We start from the raw sequence: 15912 nt of genomic DNA on the forward strand, positions 1-15912 counted from the left end.
GCGGTGACCCGGGCCGCCGCCAGCTCCGGCACCGCCTCGGCCACCGCGGCCGCCAGCTCGGCCATCCGGTCGACCCGGGCGTCGGCCTCGGCCAACGCGTCGTCGTCCACGCCGGTCAACCCGGCGAGCACCTGGTCGACCGCCTCCAGCCGGGCCTCCGCCTGCGCGGCGCGCGCCGTCGCCTTCTTCTGTACGTCCTCGTAGACGCCGAGGCCCAGCAGGTTGACCAGGATCTGCTGCCGCGTCGCCGGCTTGGCGTGCAGGAAATCGGCGAACTGCCCCTGCGGTAGCACCACACAGCTGGTGAACTGCTCGTACGGCAGCCCAACCGCCTCCAGCACCGCCTGCTCCATCTCGGCGGGGGTGCCGGCCACCACCTCGCCGAGGTCGTCCGGGCTCAGACCGGTGTCCAGTTTGGTCACGTCGAAGCCGGCCGGCATCAGCTGCAACCCGGCGTTCGCGGTCTTCACGTTGCCCCGGCCGTCCCGGCGGACCACCCGGGTCGCCACGTACCGGGCACCGCCGGACTCGAAGACCAACCGCACCCGCGCCTCGGTCGCCGACGGCGCGAGCGCGTTCGCCAACCCACGGGCGCCGCCCCACCGGGGCACCATGCCGTAGAGGGCGAAGCAGATGGCGTCCAGCACGGTGGACTTACCCGAACCGGTCGGGCCGATCAGCGCGAAGAAGTCCGCGTCGGTGAAGTCGACGGTGGTCTCGTCCCGGAAGACCGTGAACCCGGCCATGTCCAACCGCATCGGACGCATCAGTGCTCGACCTCCTCGAAAAGCTCGTCGAAGAGCTCCCGGACACCCTCGTCGGCGTGGCCCCGGCTGTCCAGGTAGTCGGCGAACAACTCCCGGGGCGAACGCCCCGAACGCTGGGCGATCCGCGCCCCACTGCCCGGCGCGGCCAACAGCTCCGGGTCGATCCGGATCTCCAGGGCCCGGGGGAGCAGCTCCTGGACCTCCTCGCGCAGGCCGGCGCGGGGTTGCTCCCGCACGTACACCCGCAGCCACGCGTCCGGTGCCTCGATCTCGGCGAGCTGGGCCAGGGTGCCCCGCACCGTCCGCAACGCGCTCGCCGCCGTCACCGGCACCTCCCGCACCCGGGCGGCGGTGCTGGCCGTCACCTCGACAATCGTCACCGAGGGGATGTTCTCCTGCTCACCGAAGTCGACAGCGAGTGGGCTGCCGCTGTACCGCACCGGGCAGGGGCCCGCGACCCGCTGCGCCCGGTGCAGGTGACCCAGCGCCACGTAGTGCGCGGTGGCCGGGAAGACGGTGGCGGGAACGGCGTAGCCCAACACGGTGTGCGCGTCCCGCTCGCCGCCACCGGTGGCCGCGCCGGTCACCGTCAGATGCGCGGTGACCAGGTGCACCCGGTCCGGTTCGGTGAAACCCTCGGTCAGTCGCCCCAGCACCCGGCCCAGGTGGTCGGCGTACGTCTGGTTGGTCTCCGCGGCGGTCAGCTCGTACATCTCCAACGCGCGCACCGCGTACCGCTGGGACAGGAACGGCAACGCGGCCAGCCGCCACCGCTCGCCGCCGGCGGTGGTGCCGTCGATGACGTGCTCGTCCGGGTCTTCCCGTACCCCGCCGCGCAGGGTGATGCCGGCGGCATCGGCCCACGGGCGCAGCGCGTCCAGCGCGGGCCCGTTGTCGTGGTTTCCGCCGATCGCCACCACGTCCGCGCCGGTCCGCCGCAGCGCCGTCAACGCCCGGGTGACCAGGCGGGTCGCCTCCGAACTGGGTGCGGCGGTGTCGTAGAGGTCACCGGCGACGATCACCAGATCCGGCTGTTCGGCACGGGCGATCTCGATCACCCCGGCCAGCACGGCCTTGTGCTCGTCGGACCGGGACTGCCCCTTGAGCACCTTTCCCACGTGCCAGTCGGAGGTGTGCAGGATCTTCATGGCTGTGCTTGCCTTCCGTTCGCGACTGCGGGGCTCGCAAGCTCACTCCTCGCGCTCACCTGTGCTGGCCCCTACCTAGAACGGGATGTCGTCGTCGGTGCTGCCGCCGCCGGAGCCCACCACGGCGAACGGGTCGGCGGACTGGGTGATCGAGCGCAGCGTCTCCGATGGTGCCCGGCCCGCCTCGGAGACCCGGGTGGCCCAGGCCGGGAACGGGAACTCCAGGCAGAGCGGCACCGGGATGTCCGGCTGGTTGACGAACATGGTGCCCGGCTTTGCCAGCAACGCCCGCTGCCGCTGCGCGGGCGGCAGGAAACCGTACTCCGGGCGGGACGCCTCGGCCGGGTCGAGCCGGCCGACCACCCGGATCGCCGAGTTGGTGACGATCCGCCGCTCCACCTCGCTCGCCGTCTGCTGGGCGCCGATCAGGATCACCCCGAGCGAGCGGCCCCGCTCGGCGATGTCCAGCAGGACCTCCTTGATCGGCGAGGAGCCCTCCCGGGGGGCGTACTTGTTGAGCTCGTCGAGGACGACGAAGAGCAGCGGCTTGGCGGTGCCGGACTTCTCCTTGCGCTCGAACTCGCTCTTCAGCGTCACACCGACCACGAACCGCTGCGCCCGGTCCGGAAGGTTGTGCAGGTCGACCACCGTGACCTGCGCCGACTCGCTGGTGTTGATCGAGTGCGGGCGGCGGGCCGCCAGGTCGCCACGGATCAGCCGGGCCAGGTCCTTCTTGCTGCCGATCAACCGCCGGGCGAACGCGTTGACGGTGCCCAGACCGACAGCGCTGCCCGCCCAGTCGGAGCGGGTCTCGTCGTCGTTGAGCTGGTCGACGATGTGGTCGACCAGATCGCCGTAGGAGCCGAGCCGGACTCCGTCGATGCTCACCCCACCGTCGGCCGGTTGGGCGTAGCGGGCCAGGTGCGCGGCCACCGAGTGGACCACCATCGTGTACTGCTGGCGCTCGTCGTCGGCGTCGGCGAAGACGTACGGCAGCAGGCGGTCGGTGCAGAACTCGCTCAGCGTCCAGTAGAAGCTGTCGACGCCGGTGAGCCGGCTGCTCACATCCGGCGTGCCGGCTGCGTCGCCGGCCCGGGGCGGGGCGTACACCCGCACGTCGGGGAAGGCGCCGGCGCTCAGGCCGAGCTTCGCGTACGCCGCCCGGGTCGGCTCGTCGAGGCGGGTGTTGGGGTGGTCCAGGAAGAGCAGATCCTCACCCTTGACGTTGAAGATCAGCGCCTTGGCGTTGACCGCGTCGCCGCCCAGCACCCCGGAGCGGAACACCGAGTAGAGCAGGAAGGTGGCGAAGCTGGTCTTGGTGGCCACCCCGGAGATGCCGGAGATGGAGACGTGCGCGCCCCGGCTGCCGTCGAGGAAGTCGGCGTTGAGATAGACCGGGACACCGTCCCGGCCCATCCCCATCGGGATGCGCCGCTCCATCCGGTCGAAGTGCAGCGCGCGCGCCCGCGCGTCGCCCTCGGCCCGGTGCACCACAGCGCCCGGGGTCGGCGGCACGTACAGCTCGGGATCGACCCGGGTGGTGGTGACCTCGGCCGCCTCCTGCACCTGCGCGGGCAGCGTGCCGTCGGCGATGGCGAACACGTCGGAGTCGAACTGGGCGCCCTCGTGCCGGGCGCGGACCTGGGTGACCACCCCGGCGATCGTCACCGGCTCCCGGTCCGGCAGCTCCCGGCGGGTGACCACCACGTCGTCGAGCTGGAGGTAGCTGCCGGGCGCCACGGCCGTCCAGAACTGCAACGGGGTGGCGTCGGCGGTGCCCAGCACCCGCCCGACCGCCTCGCCAGGGCTGTCGAGGTCGGCGTCGGTCATCGGGCGACTCGGGTCGCTCGGGCAGCACGGTCGGGAAGCATGCTGTGCATCCTGCCCGAGGAGTACGACAGGTCGCCACGCGACGCGGCGGACGACACCGTGCGCCGTCACACCGACGACGGTGGGTGTGTGAGCAGACGACGGCGGGTTACCGGCGGGCGTGGCGGAGCAGGAGGACACCGTCCTCGGCGGCGAGCACGTGTCGCAGTGGCAGATGTCGGGGTGGCGCGGTGTCGCCGGCGGTGATCCGGCCCGGCCCGGGCCCGGCGAGCAGCGGCGAGACGGTGAGGCACAGCTCGTCCACCAGGTCGGCGGCGGTGAGCGCGCCGAACAGGTGCGGGCCGCCCTCGCAGAGCAGTTGGGTGAGCCCGCGTCGGTGCAGTGCGGCGAGGCCGGCGGCCAGGTCGACCCGTTCGGTGCCGCAGCGCAGCAGGTCGGCGACGTCGGTGAGGCCGGGCGGTGGTGCGGCGTCGGCATGGGTCAGCACGATCGGGCGGGTCGGCGCGTCGGCGAAGGCGGCCTGCGCCGGGTCCAGGTCGAGCGAACCGGAGACGACCACAAGCGTGGGGTACTCGGCCAGCCCGTTGGCCAGACGCCAGGCGCGGCGACGCTCGTTGAGCCGGACCGCCCGGTACCCCTCGTGGCGCAGTGTGCCGGCGGCCACCACGAGCGCGTCGCAGACCATCCGCAGCAGGCCGAACACCCGCTTGTCCGGCTCGCCGGAGAGCCCGGCGGAGTAGCCGTCCACGGTGACCGCGCCGTCCAGGCTGGCCACGAAGTTCACCCGCAGTCGGGGCTGGTCGGCGCGGCCGTAGAGGTCGGTCAGCGCGGCGTCGTCGAGTGGCTGTGTGGACGGCTCGGGCCAGAGCCGTCGGATCGGAATTTTGACGGTCATTCGCCGGCCGGACCGGTGACCGGAGGGGTGGGTTCGGCGGTACGGTGCTGGCAGTCGCACCAGTTCCGGCCCGGGCAGTCGTCGTGTCGCCGGGCCCGGCACGCTCGGCAGATCATGCTCGCAGCCTAAGCCGCGGGAGGACAGGACAGCATGCCGCGTCAGATCTTCCAGCTGAAGATGTCCCTTGCCGGGACCCGCCCGCCGGTGTGGCGCCGGGTGCTCGTGCCGGCCGGTTACACGCTGGACCGGCTGCACCGGGTGGTGCAGCACGCGATGGGTTGGCGGGACTGCCACCTGCACTCGTTCGAGATCGACGCGGTGCAGTACGGCGAGCCCGACCCGGACGGCGAACTGGCGCTGCACGACGAGTTGAACGTGCGGCTCGACGCGGTACTCGGCAAGGGCAGCCGGTTCTCCTACACGTACGACTTCGGCGACTGGTGGGAGCACGACCTGGTCGTGGAGGACGCGTTGACCGCTGACCCCGACGAGCGGTACCCGGTCTGCCTGGCCGGCGAGCGGGCCTGCCCGCCGGAGGGTGTCGGCGGGCCGTTGAACTACCAGGCGCTGCTGGAGGCGTTGGACGACGAGGGCACTACGGCCGACCTGGTCAGCTCCCGCCACGCGATGCTGCGCGACTGGGCGGGTTCGACCTTCGACCCGTCCCGCTTCGACCCCACCCGCGCAACCACCCTCCTCCGCCGCTTCTGCTGACCGCGGCCCCCGCGGCCCGCCTTGTTGATCAAGAAGTTTGTGTCAGCGGAGCGGTGTTTTCTGACCGAAACCTCTTGATCACCAGGGGTGGGGCGGGGGGTGTGGGGGGGGTGGGCGGGGCGCGAGCGGTCAGCGGTAACGATCTGGGAACGCTCCCAACGTCCTATTGACACTCCCGTTACCCGCCGGCAATCTCATGGGAGCGCTCCCGGAGGTGGCATGGGTCACTCACGCATCCCCGGCCTGGCGCGATGAGACACCCCCCACCACAACCACCCAGCCTCACCACCGGAAAGAGGGGTCAGCGCATGAGTGTCACCACGCGGCGTACCCGCCTGGCGGCCGCTGCCCTGGCCGCGATCACCGCAATCGGCGGTCTCGCGGCCTGCGGCAACGACGACGAAAAGCCGGCGGCCGGCGAGAAGCCGGCCAAGCTGGTCGTCGACACCTTCGGCGAATTCGGTTACGACGAGCTTGTCAAGCAGTACGAGAAGGACACCGGCATCAAGGTCGAGCTGCGCAAGACCGCGCAGCTCGGTGAGTACCGGCCGAAGCTGGTCCGCTACCTGGCCACCGGCAAGGGCGCGGCGGACGTCACCGCCCTGGAAGAGGGCATCCTCAACGAGTTCAAGCCCAACGCGCGCAACTGGGCCGACCTCACCCCGCTGGTCGCCGACCACTCCAAGGAGTTCCTGCCCTGGAAGTGGGAGCTGGGCAAGGCGCCGGACGGTCGGCTGATCGGCCTGCCGACCGACGTCGGCAGCCTCGCCGTCTGCTACCGCAAGGACCTGTTCCAGGCGGCCGGCCTGCCCACCGAGCGCGACCAGGTGTCGGCGCTCTGGCCGGACTGGAAGGGCTTCCACGACGCCGGTCTGAAGTACAAGCAGGGCAGCGGCGGCAAGGCGTTCATCGACTCCATCACCGCCGTCTCCAACGGCGTGCTCTTCCAGGGCAACGGGGACCTGTTCTACGACAAGGAAGACAATATCATCGCGGACACCAGCCCCGCGGTGAAGAACGCCTGGGACACCGCCACGTCGATGGCGGACATCTCCGCCAAGGCGGGCACCTGGTCGCCGGAGTGGTCGGGTGGCTTCAAGCAGGGCACCTTCGCGGCCACCTTCTGCCCGTCCTGGATGCTCGGCATCGTCTCGGACAACTCGGGTCCGGCCAACAAGGGCAAGTGGGACGTCGCGGCCGTGCCGGGCGGCGGCGGTAACTGGGGCGGCTCGTGGCTCGCGGTTCCGGCGCAGAGCAAGTACCCGAAGGAGGCGGCGAAGCTCGCCGAGTACCTCACCAACGCCAAGAGCCAGGTGGAGGCCTTCAAGCTCAAGGGCCCGCTGCCCACCAACCTGGAGGCGCTGAAGAACGACGCGTTCCTCAGCTACACCAACGAGTACTTCAGCAACGCGCCGACCGGCAAGATCTTCGGGGAGAGCGTCGCCAAGATCCAGCCGATCCACCTGGGTCCGAAGCACCAGGCGGTGAAGGAGAACGCGCTCGAGCCGGCCCTGCGGGCGTTCGAGAACGGGCAGGCTGACAAGGCGAAGGCCTGGGAGCAGTTCACGAAGGACGCAAAGACTCAGGGTGCCTTCTGAGTGATTCCCTGCCGGTGGCGTTCGGGACTTCCCGGACGCCACCGGCCGGTCCCCTCCGCGTAGCGCCCTGCGCGAGGGCCCCCGGGCCTCGCCGGAAAAGGACATTCGCATGAGCCTGTCGGCCACGACGGCACCGCCGTCGCCAGCAGCACCGCCTTCTCCCGATCTCCCTTCCCGGCAGCGCCGGGGAAGGTTACTCAACCGCCTCGATGTCAAGTACTCGCCGTACCTCTACATCGCCCCGTTCTTCCTGATCTTCGGCGTATTCGGGCTGTACCCGATGCTGCGCACCGCCTGGATGTCGTTGCACGACTGGGACATGATCGGCGAGCACTCGTTCATCGGCTTCGACAACTACACCCGGCTGTTCTCCGACGAGTACTTCTGGAACGCGCTGGTCAACACGTTCGGCATCTTCGCCCTGTCGACCATCCCGCAGTTGTTGCTCGCCCTCTTCCTGGCGAACCTGCTCAACCGGACCTTCCTGCGCGCCAAGACCTTCTTCCGGATGGCCATCTTCATGCCGAACGTGGTGTCGGTGGCTGCTGTCGCGATCGTCTTCGGGATGCTGTTCCAGCGGGAGTTCGGCCTGTTCAACTGGTTGCTCAGCCTCGTCGGTGTCGACGCTGTCGACTGGGACGGGCACCGGTGGAGTTCCTGGATGGCGATCTCCTCCATGGTCAACTGGCGGTGGACCGGGTACAACACCCTGATCCTGCTCGCCGGCATGCAGGCGATCCCGAAGGACCTCTACGAGGCCGCGGAGATCGACGGTGCCAGCCCGTGGCGACAGTTCTGGCAGATCACCCTGCCCATGCTCAAGCCCACCTTCATCTTCGTGGTGATCCTGTCCACGATCGGCGGCATGCAGCTCTTCACCGAGCCCCTGCTCTTCGCCAACGGCAACATCATCGGCGGCAACCAGCGGGAGTTCCAGACACTGGCCATGTACATGTACGAGATGGGCATCGTGAACCTGAACACCGCCGGCTACGGCGCCGCGGTCGCCTGGGCCATCTTCATGATCATCGTCGTGGTGTCGCTGTTCAACTTCCTACTCGTCCGCCGCTCGGCGAAGTGAGGAGAGATCGATGATCTCGGCTTCCCAGCGCCTGTGGCGCACCAGCCCGTTGACCTACGTGGCGCTCGTCCTGGCGGCGCTGCTGTCGATCTACCCGTTCTACTACATGCTGGTGATCGGCAGCCGCAGCCTGGACAACATCAACGACGTGCCGCCGCCGCTGACCCCCGGTGGCGCGTTCGGTGACAACTTCGGGCGGGTGCTCGACAACGACGCCGCCAACTTCCTCACCGGCATGATGAACTCGATCATCGTTTCCTCGGTGGTCACCCTGTCGGTGGTGCTCACCGGTTCGCTGGCCGGGTTCGCCTTCGCCAAGCTGAAGTTCCGGGGCAGCAACGCCCTCCTGCTGGCGATCATCGTCACCATGATGATCCCAACCCAGATGGGGCTCATCCCGCTCTGGGGCATGATGCAGGACCTGGGCTGGTACGACACCCTCTACGCGGTCACCGTGCCGTTCCTGGTCAGCGCCTTCGGCGTGTTCATGATGCGGCAGTACGCCAGCCAGGCGATCTCCGACGAGCTGATCGAGGCCGGGCGCGTCGACGGGGCGAGCACGTTCCGGATCTACTGGAGCATCGTGCTGCCCGCGCTGCGTCCCGCCGCCGGCGTCCTCGGTCTGCTGACCTTCATGGAGACCTGGAACTCGTTCCTCTGGCCGTACGCCATCCTCACCCCGGAGAACCCGACCCTGCAGGTCTCGCTCTCCTTCCTCTCGTACGCCTACTACACCGACTACTCCCAGGTGTTCGCCGCCACGGCGATCGGCACCATCCCCCTGGTAATCGTGTTTCTCGTGTTCGGCCGCCAGATCATCGGCGGGATCATGGAAGGTGCCGTCAAGTCGTGAGCAACCCCGCCAGCCCACCCGCCGTCGACGTCCTCGACGAGCGCCCCGGGCTGACCTTTCCGCCCGGATTCCTCTGGGGGGCCGCGACGGCGGCGTACCAGATCGAGGGGGCGGCGGCCGAGGACGGCCGCGCCCCGTCGATCTGGGACACCTTCAGCCACACCGAGGGTCGGGTCCTCGCCGGGCACACCGGGGACGTGGCGTGCGACCACTACCACCGCCTCGGCGACGACATCGCGCTGATGGCCGAGCTGGGCCTGAAGTCGTACCGTTTCTCGGTCTCCTGGTCCCGGGTGCAGCCCGGCGGCACCGGCGCGGCCAACCCGCGCGGCCTGGACTTCTACCGGCGACTGGTCGACAAGTTGCTGGCCAACGGCATCGAGCCGTGGCTCACCCTCTACCACTGGGATCTGCCGCAGCCGCTGGAAGACGCCGGCGGCTGGCCGGCCCGGGACACCGCGGCCCGCTTCGCCGACTACACGACACTGGTGGCCGACGCGCTCGGTGACCGGGTGCGCTACTGGACCACGCTGAACGAGCCGTGGTGCTCGGCGTTCCTCGGCTACGGCTCCGGCGTACACGCGCCCGGCCGCACCAACGGAGCGGACGCGGTGCGCGCCGGACACCACCTGATGCTCGGTCACGGCCTGGCCGTGCAGGCTCTGCGGGCCGCCCGCCCGGCCGCCGAGGTGGGCGTGACCGTCAACCTGTACCCGGTCGACCCGGCCAGCGACACCCCCGCCGACGTCGACGCCGCCCGGCGGATCGACGGGCTGGCCAACCGGTTCTTCCTGGACCCGCTGCTGCGCGGGTCGTACCCGGAGGACCTGGTGGCCGACCTCAGCACGGTGACCGACTTCGACCACGTGCGCGACGGCGACCTGGCGACCATCTCCACACCGCTGGACCTGGTTGGCGTCAACTACTACAGCCGGCACGTGGTCGCCGCGGCGGTCGAGGGCGACCCGGTCGACCCGGCCCCCTCGTGCTGGCCGGGCAGCGAGGACGTCCGCTTCGTCACCCGTGGCGTTCCCGTCACCGACATGGGCTGGGAGATCGACGCCCCGGGTCTGACCGAGACGCTGCGCCGGGTGCACGGCTACACCGATCTGCCCCTGTACGTCACCGAAAACGGCTCCGCGTTCGTCGACTCGGTGGTCGACGGGCAGGTCGACGACGTCGATCGGCTGGCCTATTTCGAGGCCCACCTGCGCGCCGCGCACGAGGCGATCGACGCGGGAGTGCCCCTGCGGGGATACTTTGCCTGGTCGTTGATGGATAATTTCGAGTGGGCCTGGGGCTACACCAAGCGGTTCGGCATGATCCACGTCGACTATGACAGCCAGGTCCGCACCCCCAAGTCCAGCGCCAAGTGGTACGCCTCGGTGATCCGGCGCAACGGTCTGGCCGCACAATAGGCTCGGGCCAGCCATCAGGACGGCCCCGGCGTCCACCTCCCGCAGGTGGCGCCGGGTCCGCCCGCCGTCGGAGGAGCAGACGATGACAACGCAGCGCACCCGGTCGCTCGGGCGCCCGACCCTCGACGCGGTCGCGGCGCGTGCCGGCGTCGGCCGGGGCACGGTCTCCCGCGTGGTCAACGGCTCGCCCCAGGTCAGCCCGGAGGCCCGGGCCGCTGTCCAACAGGCCATCGCCGAGCTGGGGTACGTGCCGAACCGGGCCGCCCGTGCGCTCGTCACCCAGCGGACCGACTCGGTCGCGCTGGTGGTGTCCGAATCCGGCGAGCGGGTCTTCACCGAGCCGTTCTTCGCCGCGATCGTGCGGGGGATCAGCTCCGGGCTGCTGGAGACGCCGATGCAGCTCTGGCTGGCCATGGCGCAGTCGCCGGTGGAGCGGGAGCGCGTCGAGCACCACCTCACCAACCAGCACGTCGACGGCGTACTGCTGCTGTCGTTGCACGACTCCGACCCGCTGCCGACGCTGCTGGAGGAGCGCGGTCTGCCCGCCGTGCTCGGCGGTCGGCCCGCCCGCATGCTGCAACCCGGCGCCCAACCGGCCTGGTTCGTCGACGTGGACAACGTTGGCGGAGCCCGGCAGGCGGTGGAGTACCTGGCCAGGCAGGGGCGGCGACGCATCGCCACCATCGCCGGAACGCAGGACATGGGCGTCGGCCTGGCCCGGTTGACCGGCTACACCGAGGCGGTCAAGGCCACCGGAGCCGGCGTCAACCCCGACCTGATCGCGTACGGCGACTTCAGCGAGGGCAGCGGCGCGGCCGCCATGCGTCGGCTGCTGGACGCCTGCCCGGACCTGGACGCGGTCTTCGTCGCCTCCGACCTGATGGCGTTCGGCGCGCTGCGTACCCTGCGCGAGGCCGGCCGGCGGGTGCCGCAGGACGTCGCGGTGATCGGCTTCGACGACGCCACGATCGCCCTGCGGGCGGAGCCGCCGTTGACCACTGTCTTCCAGCCGGTGGAGGAGATGGGCCGGCAGATGGCCCGCCTGCTGGTGGCCCGGATCCGGGGCGAGGAGCTACCCGCCTCGCACATCCTCCTGGACACCCAACTGGTCCACCGCGCCTCCGCCTAACCCCCACCCCCCACCCCCGGGCTTCCCGGCCCCCCGGCCGGCTGACCCCCGTTGATCATGAAGTTATTGCCACTTTCGGCGGCGTGTCGCGACAACAACTTCATGATCAACGGGAGTGGTGCGGGAGTGGTGCGGGAGTGGGCGGGGGTGGTGCGGGGGCAGGCGGGGGTGGGGGTTAGCTGGCCCAGCGGCGGAGTTCGCGTTTGGCCAGGGAGTTGCGGTGGACCTCGTCGGGGCCGTCGGCGAGGCGCAGGGTGCGGGTCTGCGCCCACAGGGCGGCCAGTGGCGTGTCCTGGCTGACGCCGGCGCCGCCGTACCCCTGAATGGCCTTGTCGATCACCCACTCCGCCATCGCCGGCGTGCCGATCTTGATGGCTTGGATCTCGGTGTGCGCGCCCTTGTTGCCGACGGTGTCCATCAGCCAGGCCGTCTTGAGCACCAGCAGCCGGGCCTGCTCGATGCGCACCCGCGACTCGGCGATCCACTCCCGGACCACGCCCTGCTCGGCCAGCGGGCGGCCGAAGGCGATCCGCTCGTTGGCCCGGCGGCAGAGCAGCTCCAGTGCCCGTTCAGCCATTCCGATCAATCGCATGCAGTGGTGGATCCGGCCCGGACCCAGCCGGGCCTGGGCGATGGCGAAGCCGGTGCCCTCGGCGCCGATCAGATTCTCCGCCGGCACCCGGACGTCGGTGAAGTCGATCTCGGCGTGCCCGCCGTGCGAACCGTCGGTGTAGCCGAAGACGGTCATCCCCCGGCGTACGGTCACCCCGGGGGTGTCCCGGGGGACCAGCACCATGCTCTGCTGGCGGTGCCGTTCCGCGGTGGGGTCGGTCTTGCCCATCACGATGAAGATCTCGCAGCGCGGGTCCATGGCGCCGGACGACCACCACTTCCGCCCGTTGATCACGTACTCGTCGCCGTCGCGGGTGATCCGGGTGGCGATGTTGGTGGCGTCGGAGGACGCCACGTCCGGCTCGGTCATGCAGAACGCCGAGCGGATCTCACCCTCCAGCAGCGGCATCAGCCAGCGTTGCCGCTGCGCCTCCGAGCCGAATTCGGCCAGCAACTCCATGTTGCCGGTGTCCGGTGCCGCGCAGTTGACCGCCTCCGGCGCGAGGTGCGGGCTGCGCCCGGTCAGCTCGGCCAGGGGAGCGTACTGGAGGTTGGTCAGGCCGGCGCCGTAGCGCGGGTCGGGCAGGAACAGGTTCCACAGGCCGCGCTTGCGGGCCTCCGCCTTCAGCTCGGCCAACACCGGGGTACGCGACCACGGGTCCCCGGCAACCACCTGCTCGGCGTGCACGGCCTCGGCCGGGTAGACGTGCTCGGTCAGGAACCGGGTCAGCTCGTCGCGCAGCTCCTCGGTCCGGGCGTCGTATGAGAAGTCCATCACCGCTCCCTGGCGGCGGTCAGCCCGTGTGTGACCAGCGGTGCCACCATCTCGCCGATCCGGTCGAAGCCCTCGCCGAGGGTCTGCCCGAGCGTGTGCCGGTAGTGGATGCCCTCGCAGATGACCGCGAGTTTGAAACAGCCCAGCGCCACGTGCCAGTGCAGTGGCCCGACGTCCACGTCGCTGCGCCCGGCGTACCGGTCGATCAGCTCACTGCCGGTGGGGAAGCCGGCGCGCGGGCCGAGCCCGTCGGCGACCGGGTTGCCGGCGGCGGTGTCGCTGCCGCCGAGCACGTCCCAGTAGGTCAGCAACAGCCCCAGGTCGGCGAGGGGGTCGCCGAGGGTGGCCATCTCCCAGTCGAGCACCGCGTGCACGGCGACCGGGTCGGCCGAGGCGAGGAGGTTGTCCAGCCGGTAGTCGCCGTGCACGATCCGGCCGGCGTTCGCGCCCTCCGGGGCGGTCGCCGCGAGCAGGTCACGCAGCTCGTCGATGCCGGGCAGCGGGCGGCTGCGGGAGCGGTCGAGCTGCCCGGCCCAGCGGCGGACCTGCCGGGCGAGGTAGCCCTCCGGGCGGCCGAAGTCAGCCAACCCGACGGTGGACGGCTCGACGCTGTGCAGCGCGGCGAGGGTGTCCATCATCGCCATGGCCAGGGCCCGGCGGCGCTCGTCGCCCAGCGGGTCGGTCTGCGCCCGGGTGCGGAACACCTCGCCGGGCACCCGCTCCATCAGGTAGAACGGCGCGCCGATCACCTCGGGGTCGGTGCAGAGCAGCAGCGCGCCCGGGACCGGCACCTCGGTCGGTGCCAGCGCCGAGATGACCCGGAACTCGCGGCCCATGTCGTGTGCGGTCGCCAGCACGTGCCCCAGCGGAGGGCGGCGCAGCACGACCTCGCGGTCGCCGAGGCGCAGCAGGTAGGTGAGGTTGGACTTGCCGCCCGCGATCAGCTGGGCCCGCAGCGGCCCGGTGGCCAGCTCGGGTCGGTGCTGCGCCAGATGGTCGGCGAGTCTGCCCAGGTCCAGCCCCGCTGGGGAGGCCGGGACGGCCGCCGGCCGCGACGCATTCACGGCCGGATCACTCATCCGACTAGTTGATGGCAGCCCGTTCACGTTGTCAAGGTCAGAATTTCCGGTCGGGACATGCCCCTGCAACAGGGACGAAATGGTCAACGTCCAGGCTGGGACCAGCCTGCCGGCCGCTCTTTCGCCGGCCCGCCGAGCGGAGGGACAGACATGTTGCTGCGAGTTCGGGTCACCCTGCCGGACCGTCCGGGCACCCTCGGCCAGGTCGCCCGCACATTGGGCGTCTCCGGGGCGGACATCGTCCAGGTGGTGGTCCTCGAACGGCTCGGCGGGCGCGCGGTGGACGACTTCACTGTCGTCTGGCCGGGCGCGGCGCGGGTGGAGCGGCTGCTGGCTGGCCTCGCGGCGATACCGGGCGTGCGGGTGGACGGCGTGTGGCGGGCGATCGGCGCGCCCACCACCACCGGCCAGGACGCGGAGCTGTTGGCCCAGGTCGCGGCGAACCCGGCCGACGGGTTGGCCACCCTGGTCGACGCGGTGCCTGGGCTGCTGGCCGCCGACTGGGCCGTGGCCGCTGTGGTGCCTGTCGACTGGGCCTCGCGGACCGGGGGTGGCGGGGCGACCGTGGGGCACGCGAGCTGGCGTGCTCCCGTACCCCTGCGGTTGCCGGAGGTGACCCCGCTGCGCGGTCGGTCGATGACCACACCCGACGGCACCCACCACGCGATCGCGCCGTTCGGCCGGGCGGGCCTGGTGATGGTGGTGGCCCGCGAGCGCAGCGAGACCCTTTCCGCCGCGGCGTTCCACAGCACCGAGGTGGATCGGCTCACCCAGCTCGTCCGCGCCTGCGCGGTGATCCTCGGTGACCGACTCGATCTCGTGGGCGCGCCGCCGGTGATCGCCGGCCCCTGAACCGGCCCGAGGAGTTCCCGGTCCGACACCGCCGGGCAACCGGGCGGCAACAGGCCGGGGTGAGGCTCTTACCGGGGAAGGGAGCCAACCATGACGTTGTGGCGGATTCGAGCGACGGTGGACGACCGGCCGGGTTACCTGTCGGTGCTCACGGCGAGCCTCGCGCTGCGCGGGGTCAACATCCTCACCGTGCAGGTGCAGCCCACCGAGCAGGGCGCGGTGGACGACTTCCTGGTCGACGCGCCGGACGCGCTCGACGAGGCCGAGCTGATCGCCGCCGTCGAGCGGGGTCGGGGCCGGGACTGCTGGGTGGCGCGCAGCGAGGCGCGTGGCCTGGCCGACCAGCCCACCCGGGTGCTCGGGCTGGCCAACCGGCTGGTGCGTGACCCGGACGCGACGGGCGAGGCGTTGCGGACCCTGCTCGCTGCCGACGTCGTCAGCTGGCGACCGGCGCCGGTCGGCGTCGAACGAGGCATCAGCGGGGCCGGCATGCTGCTGGCCGACCCGGCGGGCGGTTCGTTCGCGCTGCGCCGGGCCGCGCCCGACTTCACCCCGGCGGAGTACGCGCGGGCGCAGGCCCTGGTCGAGTTGGCCGCCACGGTGGCGCGGCGGGCCGCCGAACAGGTCACGCTGGTGCTGCCCGACGACGCGGAGGTGGCTGTCCGGCCGACCAGCGTCCACGATCTGCCGGGCGTACTGGAGCTGCACGAGGCGTGCTCACCGCGCAGCCGGCAGCGGCGCTATCTGGGCGGGGCGGCGCTGCCGCCGCCGGCCCGCCTGCGTCGGCTGTTGGAGCCGAGCCGAGGGCTGACGCTGATCGCCACGACCACCGGCTCCGACGGCACGGCCGAGTCGGTGGTCGCCATGGCGAACCTGCTCGGCGAGGGCGACGAGGCTGAGGTGGCGCTGCTGGTGCGGGACGACTGGCAGCGGCGCGGGCTCGGCTCGGCGTTGCTGCGCCGGTTGGTTCAGCACGCCGACCGGTCCGGGTACGCGGCGCTGGTGCTGCACGTGCAGGCCATCAACGATCCGATGCTGCGTACGCTGCGGCGGCTGGGCCGGCCCACCGCTGTGGAGCGTGACGGCGGGCTGCTCACCCTCACCGTGCCGCTCGTTGTCGCCGCCCCGGCGGACCGGACGGGCGCGTTCTGCACGCCTTAG

Annotated in this window: 14 protein-coding genes; 8 read left to right on the forward strand and 6 right to left on the reverse strand. The window is 71.1% G+C overall.

The window, feature by feature from the left end; genetic code table 11:
* The 4 genes from ABZU52_RS17695 to ABZU52_RS17710 all read right to left on the reverse strand — a co-directional run.
* Positions 1-767 (reverse strand): SMC family ATPase (locus ABZU52_RS17695; protein ID WP_354972084.1); only part of this gene is annotated, 767 nt, incomplete at its 3' end.
* On the reverse strand, positions 767-1915 hold the full coding sequence (locus ABZU52_RS17700) for an exonuclease SbcCD subunit D (protein ID WP_354972085.1): 1149 nt from the start codon (positions 1913-1915) through the stop codon (positions 767-769). The genes ABZU52_RS17700 and ABZU52_RS17695, both read right to left, overlap by 1 nt.
* 75 nt (positions 1916-1990) lie before the next feature.
* On the reverse strand, positions 1991-3745 hold the full coding sequence (locus ABZU52_RS17705; protein WP_354972086.1) for an ATP-binding protein: 1755 nt from the start codon (positions 3743-3745) through the stop codon (positions 1991-1993).
* Between the two features lie 148 nt (positions 3746-3893).
* Positions 3894-4640 carry a pyrimidine reductase family protein gene (locus ABZU52_RS17710; protein WP_354972087.1) on the reverse strand — a complete coding sequence of 249 codons (747 nt, stop codon included), beginning with the start codon at positions 4638-4640 and terminating at the stop codon, positions 3894-3896.
* Between the two features lie 150 nt (positions 4641-4790).
* Between ABZU52_RS17710 and ABZU52_RS17715 the strand changes: the two genes are divergently transcribed.
* The 6 genes from ABZU52_RS17715 to ABZU52_RS17740 all read left to right on the forward strand — a co-directional run bounded on the left by ABZU52_RS17715 (position 4791) and on the right by ABZU52_RS17740 (position 11433).
* Entirely contained in the window at positions 4791-5354 is a 564-nt protein-coding gene (locus ABZU52_RS17715; protein ID WP_354972088.1) for a plasmid pRiA4b ORF-3 family protein, read from the forward strand.
* A 308-nt stretch (positions 5355-5662) separates the two neighbouring features.
* Entirely contained in the window at positions 5663-6952 is a 1290-nt protein-coding gene (locus ABZU52_RS17720; protein WP_354972089.1) for an extracellular solute-binding protein, read from the forward strand.
* 109 nt (positions 6953-7061) lie between these two features.
* A complete protein-coding gene (locus tag ABZU52_RS17725; protein WP_354972090.1) occupies positions 7062-8033 on the forward strand; it encodes a sugar ABC transporter permease in 972 nt (323 codons plus the stop codon).
* Between the two features lie 10 nt (positions 8034-8043).
* The gene (locus tag ABZU52_RS17730) at positions 8044-8886 is read left to right on the forward strand and encodes a carbohydrate ABC transporter permease (RefSeq protein WP_354972091.1); all 843 of its coding nucleotides are present in this window, start codon (positions 8044-8046) and stop codon (positions 8884-8886) included.
* Entirely contained in the window at positions 8883-10304 is a 1422-nt protein-coding gene (locus tag ABZU52_RS17735; RefSeq protein ID WP_354972092.1) for a GH1 family beta-glucosidase, read from the forward strand. The genes ABZU52_RS17730 and ABZU52_RS17735 overlap by 4 nt, the downstream gene beginning before the upstream one ends.
* 82 nt (positions 10305-10386) lie before the next feature.
* Positions 10387-11433, forward strand: a complete 1047-nt coding sequence (locus ABZU52_RS17740; protein ID WP_238671913.1) for a LacI family DNA-binding transcriptional regulator — start codon at positions 10387-10389, stop codon at positions 11431-11433.
* Between the two features lie 175 nt (positions 11434-11608).
* Here ABZU52_RS17740 and ABZU52_RS17745 read toward each other — a convergent pair whose 3' ends face one another.
* On the reverse strand, positions 11609-12820 hold the full coding sequence (locus tag ABZU52_RS17745; RefSeq protein ID WP_354972093.1) for an acyl-CoA dehydrogenase family protein: 1212 nt from the start codon (positions 12818-12820) through the stop codon (positions 11609-11611).
* Positions 12820-13899: a phosphotransferase family protein gene (locus ABZU52_RS17750; protein ID WP_354972094.1), complete on the reverse strand. Its 1080-nt coding sequence runs from the start codon at positions 13897-13899 to the stop codon at positions 12820-12822. Before ABZU52_RS17750 ends, ABZU52_RS17745 begins: the two co-directional genes overlap by 1 nt.
* Before the next feature lie 150 nt (positions 13900-14049).
* On the opposite strand from ABZU52_RS17750, the gene ABZU52_RS17755 reads away from it, so the two are divergent.
* Both ABZU52_RS17755 and ABZU52_RS17760 read left to right on the forward strand, forming a co-directional pair.
* Positions 14050-14751, forward strand: a complete 702-nt coding sequence (locus tag ABZU52_RS17755; protein ID WP_354972095.1) for an amino acid-binding protein — start codon at positions 14050-14052, stop codon at positions 14749-14751.
* A gap of 90 nt (positions 14752-14841) precedes the next feature.
* Entirely contained in the window at positions 14842-15912 is a 1071-nt protein-coding gene (locus ABZU52_RS17760; RefSeq protein ID WP_354972096.1) for a GNAT family N-acetyltransferase, read from the forward strand.

Origin of the sequence: Micromonospora sp. NPDC005220 (assembly GCF_040607895.1) — a bacterium.
Lineage (GTDB): Bacteria > Actinomycetota > Actinomycetes > Mycobacteriales > Micromonosporaceae > Micromonospora.

What these genes read in the sequence shown, in the direction of transcription:
- ABZU52_RS17700 (WP_354972085.1), bottom strand. Translation starts at nt 1,915, where the DNA reads ATGAAGATCCTGCACACCTCCGACTGGCACGTGGGAAAGGTGCTCAAG.
- ABZU52_RS17705 (WP_354972086.1), bottom strand. Translation starts at nt 3,745, where the DNA reads ATGACCGACGCCGACCTCGACAGCCCTGGCGAGGCGGTCGGGCGGGTG.
- ABZU52_RS17710 (WP_354972087.1), bottom strand. Translation starts at nt 4,640, where the DNA reads ATGACCGTCAAAATTCCGATCCGACGGCTCTGGCCCGAGCCGTCCACA.
- ABZU52_RS17715 (WP_354972088.1), top strand. Translation starts at nt 4,791, where the DNA reads ATGCCGCGTCAGATCTTCCAGCTGAAGATGTCCCTTGCCGGGACCCGC.
- ABZU52_RS17720 (WP_354972089.1), top strand. Translation starts at nt 5,663, where the DNA reads ATGAGTGTCACCACGCGGCGTACCCGCCTGGCGGCCGCTGCCCTGGCC.
- ABZU52_RS17725 (WP_354972090.1), top strand. Translation starts at nt 7,062, where the DNA reads ATGAGCCTGTCGGCCACGACGGCACCGCCGTCGCCAGCAGCACCGCCT.
- ABZU52_RS17730 (WP_354972091.1), top strand. Translation starts at nt 8,044, where the DNA reads ATGATCTCGGCTTCCCAGCGCCTGTGGCGCACCAGCCCGTTGACCTAC.
- ABZU52_RS17740 (WP_238671913.1), top strand. Translation starts at nt 10,387, where the DNA reads ATGACAACGCAGCGCACCCGGTCGCTCGGGCGCCCGACCCTCGACGCG.
- ABZU52_RS17745 (WP_354972093.1), bottom strand. Translation starts at nt 12,820, where the DNA reads ATGGACTTCTCATACGACGCCCGGACCGAGGAGCTGCGCGACGAGCTG.
- ABZU52_RS17750 (WP_354972094.1), bottom strand. Translation starts at nt 13,899, where the DNA reads ATGAGTGATCCGGCCGTGAATGCGTCGCGGCCGGCGGCCGTCCCGGCC.
- ABZU52_RS17755 (WP_354972095.1), top strand. Translation starts at nt 14,050, where the DNA reads ATGTTGCTGCGAGTTCGGGTCACCCTGCCGGACCGTCCGGGCACCCTC.
- ABZU52_RS17760 (WP_354972096.1), top strand. Translation starts at nt 14,842, where the DNA reads ATGACGTTGTGGCGGATTCGAGCGACGGTGGACGACCGGCCGGGTTAC.